The 19,230-nt window shown below is 43.4% G+C and carries 20 protein-coding genes and 1 tRNA gene; 8 read left to right on the top strand and 13 right to left on the bottom strand.

The genetic code is table 11. The annotated features are described in order from the left end of the window. Nucleotides 1–189 precede the first annotated feature (189 nt). Entirely contained in the window at nucleotides 190–726 is a 537-nt protein-coding gene (locus CMAQ_RS10055) for a THUMP domain-containing protein (RefSeq protein WP_012186988.1), read from the top strand. Here the strand turns inward: CMAQ_RS10055 and CMAQ_RS10060 are convergent. The 4 genes from CMAQ_RS10060 to CMAQ_RS10075 form a co-directional block, all read right to left on the bottom strand. Further along, a complete protein-coding gene (locus tag CMAQ_RS10060; protein WP_012186989.1) occupies nucleotides 723–1,082 on the bottom strand; it encodes a 50S ribosomal protein L21e in 360 nt (119 codons plus the stop codon). The genes CMAQ_RS10055 and CMAQ_RS10060 overlap by 4 nt on opposite strands. Nucleotides 1,083–1,137: 55 nt before the next feature. After that, nucleotides 1,138–1,557 carry a hypothetical protein gene (locus CMAQ_RS10065; protein ID WP_012186990.1) on the bottom strand — a complete coding sequence of 140 codons (420 nt, stop codon included), beginning with the start codon at nucleotides 1,555–1,557 and terminating at the stop codon, nucleotides 1,138–1,140. Between the two features lie 118 nt (nucleotides 1,558–1,675). Further along, nucleotides 1,676–1,882: a ribbon-helix-helix domain-containing protein gene (locus CMAQ_RS10070; protein WP_012186991.1), complete on the bottom strand. Its 207-nt coding sequence runs from the start codon at nucleotides 1,880–1,882 to the stop codon at nucleotides 1,676–1,678. 403 nt (nucleotides 1,883–2,285) lie between these two features. Then, on the bottom strand, nucleotides 2,286–2,717 hold the full coding sequence (locus CMAQ_RS10075; protein ID WP_012186992.1) for a hypothetical protein: 432 nt from the start codon (nucleotides 2,715–2,717) through the stop codon (nucleotides 2,286–2,288). Nucleotides 2,718–2,797: 80 nt separating this feature from the next. On the opposite strand from CMAQ_RS10075, the gene CMAQ_RS10080 reads away from it, so the two are divergent. After that, complete coding sequence (locus CMAQ_RS10080; RefSeq protein ID WP_012186993.1) at nucleotides 2,798–3,346, top strand: thioredoxin domain-containing protein; 549 nt, start codon at nucleotides 2,798–2,800, stop codon at nucleotides 3,344–3,346. A gap of 149 nt (nucleotides 3,347–3,495) precedes the next feature. Here the strand turns inward: CMAQ_RS10080 and CMAQ_RS10085 are convergent, their stop codons facing one another. From CMAQ_RS10085 to CMAQ_RS10105, 5 genes are all read right to left on the bottom strand, one after another. Next, nucleotides 3,496–4,014 carry a hypothetical protein gene (locus CMAQ_RS10085; RefSeq protein ID WP_012186994.1) on the bottom strand — a complete coding sequence of 173 codons (519 nt, stop codon included), beginning with the start codon at nucleotides 4,012–4,014 and terminating at the stop codon, nucleotides 3,496–3,498. Nucleotides 4,015–4,060: 46 nt separating this feature from the next. Beyond that, on the bottom strand, nucleotides 4,061–7,012 hold the full coding sequence (gene leuS / locus CMAQ_RS10090) for a leucine--tRNA ligase (protein WP_012186995.1): 2,952 nt from the start codon (nucleotides 7,010–7,012) through the stop codon (nucleotides 4,061–4,063). A 196-nt stretch (nucleotides 7,013–7,208) separates the two neighbouring features. Continuing rightward, nucleotides 7,209–7,895, bottom strand: coding sequence for a YkgJ family cysteine cluster protein (locus CMAQ_RS10095; protein WP_012186996.1), 687 nt, complete (start codon nucleotides 7,893–7,895; stop codon nucleotides 7,209–7,211). 42 nt (nucleotides 7,896–7,937) lie between these two features. After that, nucleotides 7,938–8,573: a dihydrofolate reductase family protein gene (locus tag CMAQ_RS10100; protein ID WP_012186997.1), complete on the bottom strand. Its 636-nt coding sequence runs from the start codon at nucleotides 8,571–8,573 to the stop codon at nucleotides 7,938–7,940. Beyond that, nucleotides 8,512–9,114 carry a GTP-dependent dephospho-CoA kinase family protein gene (locus CMAQ_RS10105; protein ID WP_012186998.1) on the bottom strand — a complete coding sequence of 201 codons (603 nt, stop codon included), beginning with the start codon at nucleotides 9,112–9,114 and terminating at the stop codon, nucleotides 8,512–8,514. Before CMAQ_RS10105 ends, CMAQ_RS10100 begins: the two co-directional genes overlap by 62 nt. A gap of 142 nt (nucleotides 9,115–9,256) precedes the next feature. Between CMAQ_RS10105 and CMAQ_RS10110 the strand changes: the two genes are divergently transcribed. The 4 genes from CMAQ_RS10110 to CMAQ_RS10125 all read left to right on the top strand — a co-directional run bounded on the left by CMAQ_RS10110 (nucleotide 9,257) and on the right by CMAQ_RS10125 (nucleotide 12,248). Further along, a complete protein-coding gene (locus tag CMAQ_RS10110) occupies nucleotides 9,257–10,462 on the top strand; it encodes an aminotransferase-like domain-containing protein (RefSeq protein ID WP_048062822.1) in 1,206 nt (401 codons plus the stop codon). Nucleotides 10,463–10,517: 55 nt separating this feature from the next. Beyond that, nucleotides 10,518–10,609 (top strand) — tRNA-Val (locus tag CMAQ_RS10115). A 52-nt stretch (nucleotides 10,610–10,661) separates the two neighbouring features. After that, complete coding sequence (locus CMAQ_RS10120) at nucleotides 10,662–11,351, top strand: DUF47 domain-containing protein (RefSeq protein ID WP_012187000.1); 690 nt, start codon at nucleotides 10,662–10,664, stop codon at nucleotides 11,349–11,351. 3 nt (nucleotides 11,352–11,354) lie between these two features. After that, the gene (locus tag CMAQ_RS10125) at nucleotides 11,355–12,248 is read left to right on the top strand and encodes an inorganic phosphate transporter (protein ID WP_012187001.1); all 894 of its coding nucleotides are present in this window, start codon (nucleotides 11,355–11,357) and stop codon (nucleotides 12,246–12,248) included. Here CMAQ_RS10125 and CMAQ_RS10130 read toward each other — a convergent pair. Both CMAQ_RS10130 and CMAQ_RS10135 read right to left on the bottom strand, forming a co-directional pair. Beyond that, a complete protein-coding gene (locus CMAQ_RS10130) occupies nucleotides 12,240–13,223 on the bottom strand; it encodes a bifunctional phosphoglucose/phosphomannose isomerase (protein ID WP_012187002.1) in 984 nt (327 codons plus the stop codon). The genes CMAQ_RS10125 and CMAQ_RS10130 overlap by 9 nt on opposite strands. An 89-nt stretch (nucleotides 13,224–13,312) precedes the next feature. After that, entirely contained in the window at nucleotides 13,313–14,788 is a 1,476-nt protein-coding gene (locus tag CMAQ_RS10135) for an MFS transporter (protein WP_012187003.1), read from the bottom strand. A 98-nt stretch (nucleotides 14,789–14,886) separates the two neighbouring features. On the opposite strand from CMAQ_RS10135, the gene CMAQ_RS10140 reads away from it, so the two are divergent. Next, nucleotides 14,887–15,537 (top strand): 6-hydroxymethylpterin diphosphokinase MptE-like protein, encoded by a 651-nt coding sequence (locus CMAQ_RS10140; RefSeq protein ID WP_156769902.1) that lies wholly within the window; start codon nucleotides 14,887–14,889, stop codon nucleotides 15,535–15,537. 54 nt (nucleotides 15,538–15,591) lie between these two features. Next, nucleotides 15,592–16,509, top strand: a complete 918-nt coding sequence (locus CMAQ_RS10145) for a glycosyltransferase (protein WP_012187005.1) — start codon at nucleotides 15,592–15,594, stop codon at nucleotides 16,507–16,509. Between the two features lie 83 nt (nucleotides 16,510–16,592). On the opposite strand, the gene CMAQ_RS10150 is transcribed toward CMAQ_RS10145, so the two are convergent. Together CMAQ_RS10150 and proS are read right to left on the bottom strand one after the other, a co-directional pair. Then, nucleotides 16,593–17,651 (bottom strand): sn-glycerol-1-phosphate dehydrogenase, encoded by a 1,059-nt coding sequence (locus CMAQ_RS10150; RefSeq protein ID WP_048062823.1) that lies wholly within the window; start codon nucleotides 17,649–17,651, stop codon nucleotides 16,593–16,595. A 67-nt stretch (nucleotides 17,652–17,718) separates the two neighbouring features. After that, nucleotides 17,719–19,185, bottom strand: coding sequence for a proline--tRNA ligase (gene proS, locus CMAQ_RS10155; protein WP_048062824.1), 1,467 nt, complete (start codon nucleotides 19,183–19,185; stop codon nucleotides 17,719–17,721). Nucleotides 19,186–19,230: the final 45 nt, after the last annotated feature.

Below are 19,230 nucleotides of genomic sequence, written 5' to 3' on the forward strand. Positions count from 1 at the left end.
TAATCCATGGAAACTTGAAACTACTATGAATGATTCACGGCTTAGTTACTTCACTCTAATTCTTAAGTAATTAGGCTGAGTGCACTATTATTGATTTAATATGATCCTACTAGGGTTATTTTCATCTTTATGGATTTCAATACTGATTCAGCGTAAAAATGTATTTAAACTAAGTTATTGGGGTTAAGTATGGTAGTAATGTCGTTTAACCTGGTGATATCCACGGGTAGGGGTGTTGAGGGTAAGTGTATAGCTGAGTTGAGGAGGGTGGGTGAGTTGCTTTCCGTTAATGTTAGGACATTCTTCACGGGCTTTGATGGATTACTAACGGGTAGGGTGGATATGGATCCAGTGGGGTTTAGTAATAGTTTAAGGGAGTTGGTTACCAGTAATGCCTTTGTACCAAGGTTCATACTTAAGGTTGTGCCCATTCAGGAGGTGGTTAAGACTAATGTGGATGAGATTGTTAGTAAGGCTGTCCAAATGGGTAATTCCATGATTGCTGAGGGGGAAACTTATAAGATAGAGGTTAGGAGGAGGGGTGTACTCTTTGATAGAATGGCTATTATAGATAAGGCGGCACCGCAGATATTAAGGAAGGTTAAGTTGGAAAATCCTGATAAGGTGATTCAAATAGAGGTGTTCCCATCGAAAACTGGTATAGCTGTGATAAGGGAGAGTGATATTTTCAGTCTACTTAAAGTAACAATAAGTGGTCAACATTAATTAGCCTCACTTTGAATAATGGGTTTACCCAACACCCTCTCCTTAAGGAACTCCTCAAGGTTAAGTGGCTTAACATGCTCAGGTGTTGTTATTATAATTCTCCTCTCACCCATGAAGTTAACCTCCAGTACAAGGGCCCTCCCCCTCCAGCCAATTAATGTTCCAACCCTACCCTGATACCTCTTATGCGGTGCCGTACTTACGTAGACTGGGTCAATGTCTATAGCCAACTTATCACCAACCCTATAATACCTTGCGAGAAGCCACTTAAATAATCCAGGCCTACCCTTCTCCCTAGGGGTCTTTGAGAGCAGTTTCCTCGACTTGAACCTATAGCCATGCGTCCTAGCAACCATTGCTGCAATGCCTACTGAAGGTTTTTAAACTTATAGTGAGGTGAGGCAAGTTAGGTTAAATGGCTGTTGGAGGACCCTTCTGCTGCGTCTGCTGGGGCTGAGCCATGGCTGGTAATGGTATCGTTGGAGGAATACCCAACTCCCTGGCAACTAAACCCGCCTCAAAGACCGCGTACTGCGTTATTATGGCTTGAATCTCAGGTGGAACATTACCGCTCTTTAATTGCCCACTTATCCTCTTAACATCATCGCTAGTGGCTTGAATCGTTAATAAACCCCTTATGGTTATGCCTATTGATGGCGGCATTGAGGACACCGTTATTGTGAATGGCACATTAACTAGCTCCTCCATAACCTCAGGTGGCCCATTAACCTGAATATTCATTGCCATTTGAAGCTGAGCACCAGGCGGTGGCGGTGCTGTAACTTCTCCATGTATGTAAAGGAACCTTACCCCAATACCCTTGTAAACCACTATTAAGTCTATTGAGGCATATATTTAAGTATTCCGTAACCAGTTAATAACCATTGATTAATTCATTATTAGTGATTAAGCTAAGGCATTACCATCCCGTCATTTTAATGAACCTACTTCACCTACCACTCATTAGCATTCCACTACCTTGCTCAACCCCCCTAGCACTCTCCCTGAGGAGGAGGTCTCTTATGGCTACTCTAATGGCTTCACTCCTTGAAGGGAATACTCCCCTCCTAACTAATTCATCAAGTTCCTCAAGCATCTGTCGCGGTATGTGGACTGATATTAGTATCATCTTCTCCTCCGACTTAGTTTTAGGCATAATTTTATTTTGAACGAGCCCTTTTTAAATATCTCCCTCGTATCCAGCCTTGTAATTCACATGTATAACAGGTGAGGTGTTATTAGACGTTAGGTTTATGATCCAGGTAATTATTGGATTAATGCTTAGACTTTAAGTAAATGCGGAATACGTATGAAGACGCATAATCCAGTTGAAAGTATGGCTACTGAGAAATCATTACCCTCTCCAAGGTGGCTTGAAGTGAAGGAGATATGGATAGGAGTAGGCATAAATCAGAGTGGAGTAGCTTACATGATTAATGTGGTGCAATCAGTATTGCGTATTATAGGGCATTAAGGTGTAATGTGGATTCGCGTAAAATAGGGGCATGATAGTGATGTTAAACGTGGTTTGCCTCATCTTAATCCAAAGCGGGAGAGGCTTAACTAATGGTGCTTCTTCTCCTTATAAGTACCCTAATGTTATTATCGTACTTGAGGGTATAATCCACTAGGCCACTTGCCTTAAGGATCTCAAGTATCTTAATAACTTGATCAGGGGATGCGTTAAGCTTCTTCACTAAATCATCCAAGTACTCATCATTACCATCATCCATTATTATCTTCAATAGGCCTGACTCAACGTTAACACTTGTTGTGAGGTAACGTGCAAGTAACCTCTGGGATTCGGTGAAGGTCCTTGAAATGAAGTCCAGCATAATGCCAACTTCATTAGCTATACTCCTTAATTCATCAACTGCCTTATTAACCTCAACACATGAACCACTGCACTTACTCCTATAAGTCTCAAGTAGCCTGATCACATTACTAATATCATCAATGATACCCACAATGATTATTACCCTAACATTCATTTAAACGTGTCGTTTAATAAATCTACGCAATTTCAGCGGTAAGTAAGGTTATTAAGCAGAACCCACGCACCCGTTTAAGTATGAGTGATAAGTGGGTTATCAGTAATGTGGGTGATTTCCTAAGTAAGGTGGATAAGTACGCGCTTAAGATTAAGGCTAATGGTAATGCTAAGGGGTTCGTAGCACTATTCTATGACTTACACTGCCCTGGATGCGCATTACTGGATGTGGATTTAATGGATTACTTAATTCAACTGAATCAAAAAGGTATCATTGATATAATATTCGTAGACTACCCAGTGCACAGGGTTGAGAAGCTTCACGCTAAGGTAAGGGTACTGTTTAAGAAAAACCCAAGTCAATTCCTTAGTACACTTAATAGGATCTACAGTAATATGATTGAGAAGGGTGAACTCGTCAAGGATATCCAGGAGGTAAGTGATGAGGAGGCTGCTGGTGAACTTCAGGCGGTTAATGAATGTAAGAAGCTGGCTAAGTTGGTTAAGGTCCCTGGCACACCAACAATCATGGCTGGTAGATATGATAGGAATACTGGAGTAGCCTTATTTGGTTACGATGGACCAGACTCAGTAATGAACCTGATAAGGGAAGTAATCTTTGAATTTTAATTACCAACCCCCACCTAGGGGTAAGGGTTTCCTGAAGCCTTAAGTGAACATTTCTTCCAACCACCCTGTGGGTAATCAAGCAAGTAATAATTGGGTTTCTCCCCCTATACGTCAACTTGTTTTCAAATAACAAGTAGCTCCACTGGGATTTAATCTAGGAGTAACTGAATCTCATTTAGGAGCACTTTTAACCTAGAATACTCATCCTCAAGACCATACTTTAACGCTAACGCAATTGCCTCGGCTAAATCCCTCCTAATCTTCCTAGCATAATTATTATTACCAGTTACCCTAATTATGCCTTTCTTATATTTCTCAATGAATTCATAAGCCTCCTCAACCTTATCATCAATCTTAATCTTAGCTAACTCACGCTCAGCATTATTAATTCCCTTAACGGTCTTATTAATATTAATGTTAACGTACATTGGTGGGGTAAGCAGCTTCGGTTCAGGTTTAACTACGTTAAGTTTACTGAGGAGGAATGATGCAATTATATGCCTAACAAGCTCAGATACACCATCAAGCCCCTCCTCCCTGGCTATGCGTGTTAATACATCCTTAACCAGTTTATGCACCCTTATTGAAACCACAGCCCCATCCTTATCCGGTGCACTGAATAAGAGCTCATAGTTCAGTTCCTGTAAATCCCCAGTCTCCTCCTTCACGGGTTAACTCTTTAACCTGTTTAAATCACCTTATTAGGTAATTTAATTAATATATATTAGTGTATGTGGGTTCAATGTAAATAGCGGGTCTACCTGGTAGCGATAACCTAGCCCTATTGGCTGGGTCATTAATGGGCGCCACTGCATCCTGTATGGTTACCTTAATGCCAAGCCTCCTCTCAATGTACGATTTGAAACTATGCATTACACTCATCTCCATATCCCTTGATAACTTAAACCTAGGTAACTTACCGTCAGCAATATCGTTAACAATCCTAGCAACCACCTCACCCTTACCCTTATACTTACTGGCCAGGTTCCTTATCACATCCTTAACAGCAATGCCCCTGTCCATCATTTCAATGGCTTCATTGAAAATATCGTAAACGTAATCAGGGGGGCCGACGTAAATGTTCACAGCCCCAACCTGACCCCTAACCCTAATGACTTCCCTAATATCATCTATAAGCCTCTCAACCACCTTGAAGGCGTTCTCCACATCATCATTAATGTATTGCTGCTCCACCGTAGGCCACCTCTCAGTGGATACGTATGTTGACTTACCCATACTGTGCCAAATCTCCTCAGCCATATGCGGTGTAATCGGTTGCATCATCCTAACCCAAGCATCCAGAACCTTCCATAGCGTGTACCTCACCTCATCCTTAGGTAACTCATCCATCAACGTCATGTATACCCTCACTGCATCATATAGGTTGAAGAATACCATTAATGCAAATTGCCTAATCCTCATCTCCTCAAGGGCCTTAGCACCCTCAGTAATAGTCCTATTTAGGATGCTTAACAGCCATTTAGTGGGTATTGTTGGGTTACTGGGTTCCTTAGTTTCCTCACCCATGCTTACTATGACTTGAGCCGTATTCCAAATATCCATTAACCTACTAAGCACTGTATCAACCTCGTCACTCCTCCAATCCATTACATTATCCAAGTCCGCCGAGTAGGAGACGTATAGTCTCACTAAGTCTGGTGAATACTGTTCAACAGCCTCCTTAAGGTAAATGACGTTGCCTAGGGACTTACTCATCCTCCTCCCCTCCCTAATTACGTAGTTGTTCACGGATATTGCCCTGGGCCAGTGCCTTTCAGGGAATATTGCGGCGTGATGGGCTATGAAGAAGCTTAGGTGATTTGATATTAAATCTATACCACTATGCCTTTGATCAACAGGGTACCAGTACTCGAATTCAGCCCTAATACCCTCAATAATGCTTTTATCAACACCCAGTGATTTAGCGATGGTCTCAGGGTCTCCTTGACCTAGGAATACGTAATCATAGAAGCTCACTAATTTATTTAAGGCAATTGAATCCTCAGCCTTAGTTTCAATAACCCTCTTAGCCAACTCACCCAACTTAACGGCTAACCCGGTTTCATTAAGTTTATGGGCTATTGTGTAGAAGGCCATGTAGATTGTTGAGTCGCTTAACGATTCAATAACCCAATCAGGATCCCACGGCATCCTGGTGCCTAATCCCCTCTTCCTGGCGCAGGGCCTCATGTTTAACCAATCTAGGGTCGCCTTGAAGTTTTGCCTATACTCCTCAGGTATTATCTTCATGTTATCAAGGGCCTTAAGCATTAGGCTTTTCCAAGTTGGGTCACCGAAGTTAAGGAACCATTGATCCTTAATCACCGCCACAATAACCCTTGAACCACCCCTAGTGTACACTCTCCTAGGCTCAATCTCATACATAACGTCTAATAATCCCCTACCCCTCAACTCCTCCGTTACCTTAACCCTAGCATCATTAACCTTAACACCGTTGAATGGGGTATTATCACCCATGACTCCATTATAGTACTCCTCCCTGTACACTATGCTGGTTGCCTCATCTAACCTCTCCCTATCATTCTGGTTCTTAACATTCAGCTTCTCAATAACATCCCTAGCCGGGTACTTGCTGAATCCAGGTAATTTAATTATGCTTATTGGCTCAATTGCCTTAACAATACTCTCAATACCGTACCTCCTGAGTAATTCATCATTACTCTTCAAGTCCATTAACGCTGCGTAATCATAGGGTGCATGTGCAGGAACACTGTACACAACCCCAGTGGCTGTGTCATCGTCAACGAAGGAAGCTGGCAGTATGGGTAACTTAACCCCTATTGGGCTTTCAACAAACTTACCCACAAGTTCACTACCCTTAAACTCCCTCAGAACCTTAACATCCTTATCCTGGTACTGAAGCTTCCATGCAGCGGCCTTTGAAATAATCCACCTCTCCCCATTAACAATAGCCTCAACGTAAATTGAATCTGGGTTAACCCAAACATTGGTTGCCCCATATATTGTCTCAGGCCTTAGGGTTGCGGCTACTAGGTATGAGTCATTTAACTTAAACTTCAGTAGATTAAACTGCAGTATGTCTATTTTTAACTCATCCCCACCCCTAATGTCATGTTCACCCACTGCCTGATTCTCATCAGGTGCGTAGAGGACTTGATGACGCCCCCTCACTAAGTAGCCCTTTGAGGCTAATTTAACGTACTGCCAGATTATGAAGGAGCTGTAATGTGGGTCACCTGTCATGAATATTCTCCTGAAATCCATTGAGTAGCCTATTGACTTAAAGTCATTAATGTACGTACCCTTGAAGAAGTTAACAATGTTCCAAGGATCCTTAAAGCCATTGACTATTTCACTTGCCTTAACAGGATCCTTAACATACATGTTAACCTCCCTTCTCAACCTATTCTCATACTCCACATCCCCCTTACTTAACCTATCCGCAACGGCCTGAATGGGTGTACCAGTTATGTGGAATGCTATTGGGAATAACACGTTGTAACCCATCATTCTCTTAAACCTGGCCACGACATCACCCACGGTGAATGTTCTACCGTGACCCATGTGGGGTGGACCCTCTATGTACGGGTAAGGCACAGTTATGAAGAATTTAGGCCTTGAATTACTTGGATTAGCATTGAATACCCCATTACTATACCATTCCTCCTGCCACTTCTCAGCTATTTTAGTAAGCTCCTTAACGAACTCTTCTTTACTTGAGAAGAAACCGCATCAGGGCCCATAATTTAAGTGAGTATTTAAGCTTTAATTCAGCATTAAGCCGGCGTATAACTTATTCTTAGCGTTGAATTCCCATGCAGTGTTCGAGGATGTGGTTTAAATCCATGGGACTCTCATAATGTTTACGTAATTCAAATGCCTAGGCACCTATGTTTATGCTACTTCTCTTACCCATCTTACTCATATTAACTATGTCATTAACCGTGAGGTTTGGGTAATATCTCCTTATGAACCAGAAGGAGTTCACTATGGGGTAATTGTAGGTTCCATCATCCTCCCTTAAATCCACTTCACCAATCCTCCATAGGTATGATAAGTAGTTTGAGTATATTTTCCTAGCCTCCACCATCTCTAATGCCGCTGGGAATTCATTAACAAACACTTGACCGGCTAGGTTTAAGTCCGTGCTTAACTTAATTAATATACCATTACTTAAGCCCTGCTTAACCACTGGGCATACTGTTGAGGCTGCGTACTTAACCTCGAAGTCTATCACCTTATTTAACCTATCAATGGAGTACCTTATTATCCTTGGTAAATATGGGTAGGCGCGGCAGGTTAAGGGCTTATACTTATTGTGGACTAGGCACTTATTGTTACTTAGGAAGGGGCACTTATTATCATCGTCAAGGAGCATTAAGTACGATAGGGCTAAAATAACCTTGTTATTTAAATCAACCACAGTGTAACCTGTCCTAAACTTAACTTCAACACCCAATTCCTCAGCCTCATCCTGTATTAAGTAGACTTCGTGGGGTAAAACTGTTACTGGACTTAGCCTACAGCATAGGCCGCAATTAGGCATGCATTTAAACACAAACGACACTATGGATCACTTTTAAAGGGAGTTTAAATAGGGTTTTTAACCCTACTCCCTAGTGTAATGAATAACAACCTCCCTACCGCACTCGCATAAGTACCATTTAACTGGCTTAAACCTTGGGGATTGATCAATCTTAAGTGAATCACCCTCTATGAGGCTTGTACCCTTACCCATCATGAAGGGGGCTATTGTTAACCTAACCTCATCAATTAGGTTCCTGGAGAAGAATTGCCAGAAAACAGCACCACCACCCTCCACTAAGACCTTCTTAATACCCCTCTCAGTAAGCTTACTTAATAATACTTCAACATCAACCTGCTTATCAAACTCCATAACCTCTATCCCAGCCTTCCTGGCAAGCTCAATCTTAGCCCTTGGAGCCCTCTCAGTAACGGCAACTAGGGCTGGTGCAGGTGAGTTGAAGAACTTTGACTCTAAGGGAACCCTGAAGGCCCCATCTATAAGCACCCTGAGTATCTGCTTACCTGTCTTGGGTGTGTACGTTCCATCAACATCAATTACAGTCTGAGCCCCCACTATGGTGGCGTCTACCTCATCCCTAGCCTTAAACAACCTCTCTAAATCATATCTGCACGTGAACCTATTTCTAATGTAGGGGTTAGCTATTTTTCCATCCATAGTTATTGACGCTATTGCAATTACGTAGGGTTTCACATTCATCTCGATCTAGTAGGGTTAACAGCTTAAGCATTAAAATCTTATATTCATTTACCGCAGGTATTAGTACCAGGTAACCTGTATAAAGCCCATATAATATACCAGTATTACCAGGGGCCTCAAGTACAGCTGGTATGGCTAATAAATCCTCCTCACCATCAACAATAATAGTCACCCTATTACCTGAAAGCACATTAGCATAAGCACTCCTCATGATGTTGAATGATTCGTAACTCAACGTACTCCTCTCATTCCTAACCCTATAAACCACACCATCCATGTCACTATGCTGAATAACAGTACCCCTCCTGGTGTTTAGATCAATAACCCTTAAGTCAGGCCTCCTCCAGTAGGTGGCTACATTAAGGGATACAACATCACCAACAGTCGCTATTATGCTTAATTTAAAGTCATTGAACAATTCCCTAGCAATCATTATTGAGTCAGGGGGATCCCTAGGTATTGATATTGCGAAGGGCAATGCCATTAACGCCCTTGCGCGTTTACTTCTGAGAATTAACCTAGGGTGATTGGTCTCACTCATATTAATGACTTCACGTACCTTAAACACCCTATAAAGCTTTTCCCACGCATAAGTTTACGATTCAATCACCTGCACCTAGATCCATTACTGTAAGGAGCCCTTAGTGGGAAACACTTATATGTTTAGTTGCGTGAGTATGCATATGAATGTGAAGGATTTACTCTCAGAGCGGACTAACTACATGAAGGCCAGTGACATAAGGGAGCTCCTCAAATGGGCCACGGCTGACGTAATATCCTTCGGAGGGGGTTTACCGGATTTATCCCAATTACCACTTAATGAGTACTCTGAGGTAGCTAAATTCGTTGTAAGTAACTATGGTTTAAAGGCGCTTCAATATGGTAAAACAGAGGGGGTTGATGAGCTTAAGGAGGAGTTGGCTAAGTTCATGGCTAAGCAGGGCATTAGGACTGATGCATCATTAATACTACCCACTGTGGGTAGCCAGGAGGCGCTTGAACTCATGGCAAGGGTCTTCATTGACCCAGGTGACGTAATAATTACTGAGAAACCAACCTACTTTGCTGCATTACAGGCCTTTAGGGTTTATAGGGCTAGGATAATTGGTGTCGATATGGATAATGATGGATTAATCATTGATAAGCTTGAGGACACGATTAAGAGGCTTAGGAGTGAGGGCGCTAGAGTAAAGTTCATATACACCATACCCATTTGCCAAAACCCCACTGGGGTAATGATGAGTATTGATAGGAGGAAGGCGCTGCTTGAGTTAGCCAGTAGGTATGATTTAATGATTCTTGAGGATAATCCATACAGTTACTTCACCTTTGACCCAGTGGATACAACACCCCTAAAGGCCCTTGATAATGAGGATAGGGTCGTGTACACGTCAACGTTCAGTAAGATAATAGCCCCAGGCATTAGATTGGGTTGGGTTGTGGCTAATCAGGATATAGTGAATTGGTTAGCCATAGCTAAGCAGGCAATGAATCTACATACCCCAACCCTAAGCCAATACATAGCCTACGAATTACTGAGAAGAGGTATAGTGGATAGGTATATTTCTAAGATTAAGGAAACCTATAAGGTTAAGAGGGATGCAATGCTTGACGCATTATCCAGGTACATGCCGAGTGGGGTTTCATGGACTAAGCCAAGTGGGGGAATGTTCATATGGGTTACCGTCCCCGGCAACGTGAGGACTGAGGATATGCTTAACTTAGCTATAAGAAAGTATAAGGTTGCCTACGTACCGGGTAAATCATTCTACCCAGATGAGGATGTTCATAATGATATGAGACTGAACTTCACCTACCCATCAGTGGACCAGATATATGATGGTGTTAGGAGACTGGCACTGGCCATAGAGGAATATAAAGGCAAGTAAATTAACTATGTTGCGGTAAAAAATTAAAAGAACACTACCCTAAAGGTTTGAGGAAGGGCCCGTAGTCTAGCTTGGTTAGGATGCCCGCCTCACGGGTGCTGCATCTGGGATCGCGGGAGATCCCGGGTTCGAGTCCCGGCGGGCCCACTCATCATAGTGTTCTCAATAATGTTTTTAAGTTACTTAACCTTACCTTACTGTGCCTCACGGTGTTTTATCAAGGTTACTTAACCCATTCATTAGGGGTGAGGTGGAGTTGTTTAATGAGCTTAGTGAACACGCTAAGCTAACCCTTAAGGCCCTGGATATTATTGAGGGTGCGTTAAGGAGTGGTGACCTTATTAAGGTTAAGGAGGCTGAGGTTGAGGTTAGTGTACTTGAGAATCAGGGTGACGAAATCAGTAGGATGCTTTCCCAGGAGGTTTCCACTGGTGCTATAGCAACCCCTATAATGGGTGATGTGGAGATTCTCATAGGTAAGGTTGATGATATCCTGGATAGGGTTCACATATTGGCTAGGGAGGTTAGGAGGGCTATGAGTATTTGCGTGAGCCCTGAGGTTAAGAGGGTTCTTTCAGAGGATGTTGTTGAACTCCTAATGGTTGATAAGAGGGGTGTGGAGGAGTTCATTAACCTAGCGTCCACTATAGCTAATGGTGGTGATTGGAATAAGATTAGGAGTTACGTTTTAATAATAAGTAAACTGGAGGATGAGGTTGATGAGGCTAAGGATAGGCTTGTTGATAAGCTTTATGAATTAGCCAAGGAGGTTTCATACATTGAATTCATGAGTCTACTACACATAGTGTTCACACTCGATGACATAGTAGACATAACTAAGGATGCAGCCTACTTAACCTCCACAATATTAATGAGCCTGGGTGCTTAATTAATGATAATTGAGGCTGCCCTAGCCTTAATACTCGCCTTAACATTCCTAGTCTCATCCAATAACCTCTCCCTGGTGGCGGGAATGGCTGTGGGCAGTAGGTTACTTAGGCCTGGGGTAGCCATGATGATTGCCTTAACTGGGTACGTAATTGGCCTATTGGCCCAGGGGAGTGAAATGAAGGGTTACAGTGTTGCACCGGAGGGCTTACTGATACTCTCCCTCATTGGGGTACTGGTGTTCACTATTGGGGAGGTGGCTAAAATACCAATGTCGATAACTAATTCACTATACATGTCGTGGTCAGCGTTAGTGCTTTACAATGGTGGGTCATTGCCCGTTAACTTCCCCATAGTCCTATCATCATGGTTCATAATACCCATACTACTAGCCCTAGCTGCATACCTACTATACCCGTCACTGGTTAGGTTAACTGCATCATCAAACCCCATTAGGAGACTCTCCCTATATAGGTTGGTTATGATTCTAACGGTGTTTCTAGTGGGTTTCTCCTTCGGTGCTAATAATCTTGGCTTAGTGTGGAGTATGCTTGGCTTCAGTAGAATTGGCTTAATCGGGGTTATTTTCGCATCAACCCTAGGCGTAATTATAACTGGTAGGAGGACCCTTGGTCAATTCAGTAGAGGCATGTTTACACCACCCCCAGTTTCAAGTAGTGTGACTCAATTATTATCCTTCACTGCCCTTGAACTTAGCACAGTATTCGCAATCCCAATATCCCTAACATTATGCACTGTTGGTTCGCTTTTAGGCATATCCATGGCTAGGGGCATGAGGATTATTAACACTCAATACCTTAGATTAGTCTTGATAGGTTACGTGTCAACAATGATAATAGCCTTCACTGGGGCATTACTTATAGTTAAGTTAATTTGATGGACAATTAATGCCCCTTATCTTCTCCTTAAGGGTGTTTATTGGATCAGTCCTAACCGGGTCAATACCGTATAATTCAGCCAACTTAACGCTAACTAGGCCGAGGAGCATTGAACCGTAAACCTCCTGGCTGAGTCTACTTGAACCCTTTAATTCAACAACCTCAACATCACTGGAGTAATTCTTAACAACCTCCTCCACAGCCCTCATTAAGTAGTCGTGAACGTCATCAGTCCTCCCCCTTATTATAATGTACTTAACAGGGTGCTTAAGCATGACTGCAACTATATCATTGTGATCAGCCTCAGGCACAATGGCTACCACTGCAGGTGTCTTGGAGTTTTCATTGAGGTCATTCTTAAACCTATACGCCACCGCCTGCAGCCCAATGGGTGCGAAGATCATGGGGACGTAGCCCTTCAGGAAGGAGGCTAACCTACCTGGTAACTCACTCCTCAACGCATCACCCTGAACACTAATGCTCTCATCAATTTCAGGAATGGTTAAGTAGTGGCTTAATAAACCAAGCACCGCGTACAGTAGGTTAGGTAACCCGAACCTGGGGGCTATGGCTTTAGGAACCTTAACCACCGGTGCACCCCTACCCTCAAGCTCTGAGGCTAACCTACCACCAGTGGTAACACCCACCACAGGTACCCCCCTTCTTAATGCATCCAGTGCACCGCAAATCGTCTCAAGTGTCTCCCCTGAGTAGCTTACAGCTACTACGAGTGACCTTGAGTCAACCCACTTAGGTATGTTAAAGTCCTTGTGAATAATAATATTGTGGCCCCATAGGGAATCCCTAACAATATCACCAACTATACCTGACCCACCCATCCCAGTGATCACTATGTTACTTGGCTCGAAGTCATAGTTAATGGATCCAACCTTAATTGACCTTAGATTCAATTCCCTACCCAGTTTAAAGGACTCCAGGGATAATTTAGGCCATTCCTCGTAGCCATACGGCATGATACACCTCTAATTTACTTGGTTTAAATGCTTTAAGTTAAGCCGCAGCATTATACAGTGTCCGCATTATAATGATTAATTCATTAACACTACTCCTGGCTTAATGAGGCGACAGTCTGGGATTCATTTCTCCAGGTTATGACCTCCACTGAGAAGTAAGCCAATATACCTATCGTTACCACTGTTAAGGCTGAGATTACTGCACCAATCTGGAAGGCGTACATTGATGGCACTGTAACTAAGAGCGGCACATTACGCCCCGGCAGTATACCCATTAGAACCAGTGATGTGAATGTTGACTCAAGTGAACCAGCCACCGCTGGGCCTAGGGTACCACCCAGGTTCCTGAAGACTGAGTTCATTGCTGTTGAAACCCCCATTACCTGCGGTTCCACTGAGAAAACAAGGATATTAATGAGGGATACATTCATTGCCGCTACCCCAGCCATGGCTAATGTTGTTGATGTTATCAAAGCCCCTAAACCCAGGGGGGCCACGGCGGCGGTTATTAGGCTGAATAAGGCGGCTATACTTGCCCCAGTCATGAGCATTCTCCTAGCCCCTATCCTAGTTATTAATATGCCTGCAACTGGGGCGACTATTAACTGCGCCACAGCCATGGGGATTGCGTATAAGCCGGTATCGAATATGGATAGGTTGAAGCCAACGGGCTTAGGCTCCTCGAGGAGTATTATTAGGCTTTGTTCAAATAGGAAGAGGCCGAAGCCAGCCACCATTGCGGCTAGATTAGCTATTAACACGTTTCTCCTAGTTAATAATGATAGGTTAATTAACGGCTGCTCCCTCCTCCTCTCTACGGCTATGAAGGCTCCTATGAATATGAGGGCCGCTAGGAAGGTTATTATCGTGTTCGGGTTAGTCCAACCCCATATGGGTGCCTCGGTTAATCCGTAAACCACCAGGCCTAATCCAATTCCAAGTACCGCTGCCCCAGGTAAATCAACCTTAGCACTAGGGTTCCTGTACCTTGACTCCTTTATCCTAGTCACTATTAGGTACGCCACCAGCAGTACGAAGGGTATGGCTGTGTGGTATGTTGTTCTCCAACCAAAGTACTGGCTTATGTATGCGCCCAGGGGTAGTGCTATTGCCGCACCAATTCCAAAGGCTGCACTCACCAATCCCTGAGCCCTTGGTATTAATTCCCTTGGAAACTCCTCCCTGATTAGACTGAAGGCTAATGCGAACATGGTTACTCCAATACCTTGAATACCCCTGAAGGCTATTAAGTACGTGAAACTGGGTGATACACTGGTTAATGTGACTGCCACAGCGTATATTATGACCACTGCTGAGAGAACCCTCTTCTTACCGTAAATGTCACCAAGCCTACCCACTATTGGTAGTAGAACAGTACCGGAGAGTAGGTATGATGAGAGGACCCAACTAACTTGACTTGAGGTTACCCCGAACTCCCTCTCTATTTCAGTTAATGACGGTATTAACATGCCTTCTATATACATTACTATTACCGCTAATGAGGCAAGTATGACCATTGCCCTATAGGCGTACTTAAGGTCATACTCCGCATTATTAATTAGCATAATTAGCGATATCGGTGAGGTCTTTATAAACCATTTCACTTAATTAACATTGAAATCAATAAATAACCGAAGGCTTAAACCCAATGAGTGCACTGGGAATGAGGAGGAGCATAGTACTGGATCCCCTTGAATCACACCTCTCTAGGTTAGTTTACATGAGGGTTATGAGCGGCTTAGGCCTAAACTTCAGTAATGACGCAAAGGCAGCTGAACTAGCCAGCCACTACTGCAGCGGTGACCCGGATCAATTATGGTCCTTAAACTGGGAAACAGTGACAATCTACATGCCGCCTTATGCCGGTGAACCTAATCCACGTGGATTAATTATAGCTGTTGAGGGTTATACACTACGTAGGCTACTTAATGATGGTGTCGTCCCCGACATAGTTGTCACCGACTTTGATTATGAACCAGATAGCCTAATTGGGTTTAAGGGCATTGTTATTGGTCACGCCCATGGTGACAACGTGAATGCGTATGTTAAGTATGCTAGGCACGTAAGTAGGCTAATACCAAGTGTCCAGGTTTGGCCAGTGGACTGCTCAATCCTAGTACCAGGCTTCACTGATGGTGATAGGGCGGTTTACCTAGCCGCCTACATGGGTTCACGGCGAATTACAGTAAGGGGGTTTAACCCCGATGCACCAATTAAGAGGAGTGATGAGGTTAAGAGGATGAAGCTTAAGTTAGCTGAATACTTCATTAATAGGGCAAGTAGGTTAACTAATATTAGTATTAGTAAGTATTAGCCGTTGATGTTTTCAAGCTTAATAAACTTATAAATCTTGGAGAGTTTAATCCAGGTGCATGAGAATGCATCAGGGTGCGTAACCGTAGTTATTCCAGTTAAGAATGAGGAGGAGGGGCTTGACTTCACATTAAGGGAATTAAGGGAATTAGGGTTTAATGACGTAATAGTTGTTGATGGGCACTCCACTGATAATACTGTTAACGTTGCAAGGAAGTATGGGGCATTAGTGGTGGAGCAGCCTGGGGAGGGGAAGGCTGATGCGGTGTATTATGGTTTAAGAATGGTTAAGAAACCTTACGCCCTAGTAATAGATGGTGACGGTACGTATGATCCATCCTACATACAGGCAATGTTAAGTAAAGCCATTAATGAGGACTTAGATGAGGTTCTCGGAGCCAGGACCTGGGGTAGGGAGAATATACCATTAATTAACAGGTTCGGTAACAGAATCCTCACCTCCCTATTCAACTTAATGTTTGGGACAAACCTATCGGATGTATTAACAGGCATGTACTTATTAAGGACAAGTATGGCTAAGGCCATAATACCCTCCACCAGTGGATTCAGCGTGGAGGTTGATATTGCATCACAAGTCGCATCCATGGGTAAGGTGGGGGAAGTACCCATTAAGTATCGTAGAAGGATCGGGGACCCTAAGTTGAAGTGGACTCACGGCATAAGCATAGGCTTTGACATGATTAGACTAATGGCAAGGTTCAACCCCTTACTCATACTAGCTCTATTGGCTAGTTTACTCGTGTTTCCTGGAATAGCGATAACAATATATGTGGCTTCCCAATTAATAGTTAACCACATTAACCACTTCATATGGGGTATTATAGCCTTCCAGCTTGACACCACGGGTTTGCTTGGAATCCTAATCTCACTAAACACGCTTATGATTAAGAGAATGGAGTATAGGGTTATTAGACTATTCACTAAGAGGGAGGCTGAATGCGCATTAGAGTAATTAACCCAAGTACCCACTTATGATTGAATCTCATCTTCATAGGTGACTTAAGTGAACTTAAGGCAACCCGGTGATGAAAGGAACTAGATTACGCCTGTTTGCTCCAAGGCAGCCTCAGCAGCCTCCCTGGTTAAGCCATTTGAACCAAGTATAGTGTACCTGTCTGGCCTAATTCTATGAGCATTCATTAACGCCTCAACCACCAGTTCCTTATCGTATCCAAGTTCCTTAAAGCTTGTTGGTAGGCCAAGCATCTTCATTATTTTAATTATCCTCCTCCAATTAGCACCATGTAGGTAAAGCATAATCACTGAGCTTAAGGCAACCTGCATACCATGCATTGCCTGCTTCACCCCATATTCCCTAGCCAGTAAGTCAAGGGAATGACTAAAGAGGTGCTCAGACCCACTGCATGGCCTTGTACTACCAGCTATAGCCATGGCTACCCCGCAGCCTAATAGGGCTTTAACAACTATCCTAGTCTCCTCTTCACCATGCCTAGTTAATTTATTCACGTTATTCATTATTATCATGTGGCTTGATAAGGCTAACATGGCTGCTGATTCACTGTAGTCTTCACCCTTAATCCTATGGCCAAGTCTCCAATCCATTAAAGCCACCTTCTTACCCAGTAATTCCCCAATACCGGCTAGTAGGAATACCCTAGGTGCCTCAGCAACTATGCCAGTATCCACTATTATTGCTAAGGGGGTTTTCCTAACCTTACCCACACCTAACTTGTTTAAATCATCCTGCATTAGGAATGAAATATACGGTGACGCTATACCATCATGACTAGCTACAGTTGGTATTGATATTAAATGCTTATTAAGCTTATAGGCTATAACCTTACTAACATCAATAACCCTACCCCCACCTACACCGGCGATGAAGTCAACATCAGAGAACGCACTCATACCCTTCACTACGTCGCTTAATTCAATTTCATCATCACTAATTATCTGGCAATCAACGCACTGTTCACTAACCTTAGATGCAATATGCCTACTGTGAATGTGACCAGTTATTATTAAACCCCTCCTTAATCCAAGGTAAGTAAGCACCTCTGAAACCTTACCTATGGCGTTAGGCCCAAAAACAACCTGCCTCGGAACCTCAAACAACTCCAAGCCCTTAACCACGAAGATAACAGTTTGCACCCTTTATATTTATACTTATAACGATGCACCTAAGGGTCCTTGAATGGTGTTAATACCTCCTTGATAATCTAAGCCAGTACTCAGCCTTCTTCTCACTGCAGGCTGCGTCACGAAGGTCACTTGGGGTTTCATCAGTATCCAGTGGTATGCCTAATGCATCGGATTCAGTGAGCTCCATTATTCTCCTACCGCATTCATCATCGCCACTCCACGGAACCTCAACCACACCACCCTCATTGAGCAATGCCTTAGCTTCACTTACATTGCTGCTTCTCCTAACGTGGCTCCTTAACCACTCCCACGTTGACTTACGCATATTATCCTCTATAGCCTTCATTAATTCCCTCACGGCATCAACGACATTACTCCTCTCCACGGCATACTTCTCGAATGTATCCCTCCTGGTTAATGTTACTGCATTATCCTTAACATCACTCGGCCCCACCTCCAGCCTAATTGGAACACCCTTAAGCTCCCAGTGGTAGTACTTCCAGCCAGGTGTCTTATCCCTCCTATCATCAACATGAACCCTCACACCGGCATTAAGTAATTCACCGCTTACACCCTTAGCGTAATTCAATACGCTTTGATCCTCACCATACATTATCGGTATTACCACTACTTGAATTGGAGCGTACCTTGGGGGTAGGAGTAAACCCCTATCATCACCGTTAACAGCGATCATTGACGCTATGATTCTCTCAGATATTCCGTAACTGGTGGTGTGAATGTAATGCATTTGCCCATCCTTACCCAGGTACTTCACGTCAAAAACCCTTGAGAAGTTCTCACCCAGGTAGTGAACAGTGCCTATTTGCATTGTCCTACCGTCGGGCATTATTGTATCGAAGGCTATGGTGTATACTGCACCTGCGAATTTATCCCAATCCGGTCTCCTACTTATTAAGTACGGTATGCATAATTCATCCATAATCCTCCTATATATGCCTACAGCCTCCTTAACCTGCCTCTCAGCATCATCCCTATCCGCATGGGCAGTGTGAGCCTCCTTAAACATTGAAATCTCCCTAAGCCTAATCATTGGGTGAGTCATCTTTGTTTCAGCACGAAACACACTGACTATTTGATACACCCTCAATGGTAAATCCGTGTGATCCCTTATCCAAAGCTTAAACATAGGCATCATAGCAGTCTCACTGGTCGGCCTCAACACTAGGCGCTCCTCACCACCAGTACCCTTACTAACCCAGAAGACTTCACTCTCAAAACCCCTAATATGCTCACTCTCCTTTGAGAAGAACTCATAGGGGATGAACACGGGGAATAATACCTCCTGGTGCCCTGTCTCATCATGTAGGCGACGTATTAACGCCTCCACATTACGCCTAATAGCGACACCGTAAGGCCTCCATATGTAGGCCCCCTTAACAGGGTACCTGTAGTCATACACTTCAGCATCCATTATTACCTTATTAAACCACTCAATGAATGAAACCCACCTACTCCTAGGCCTCCCCTGAGGCCCCCTAACCACCTTTAGGTTAACCGTGGCAATACAAATCCCCTGTGGTTATTGTCTCAGGTTTTATAAACATAAGCC

The organism is Caldivirga maquilingensis IC-167 (assembly GCF_000018305.1).
In the GTDB taxonomy this organism is placed as follows: Archaea; Thermoproteota; Thermoprotei; order Thermoproteales; family Thermocladiaceae; genus Caldivirga; species Caldivirga maquilingensis.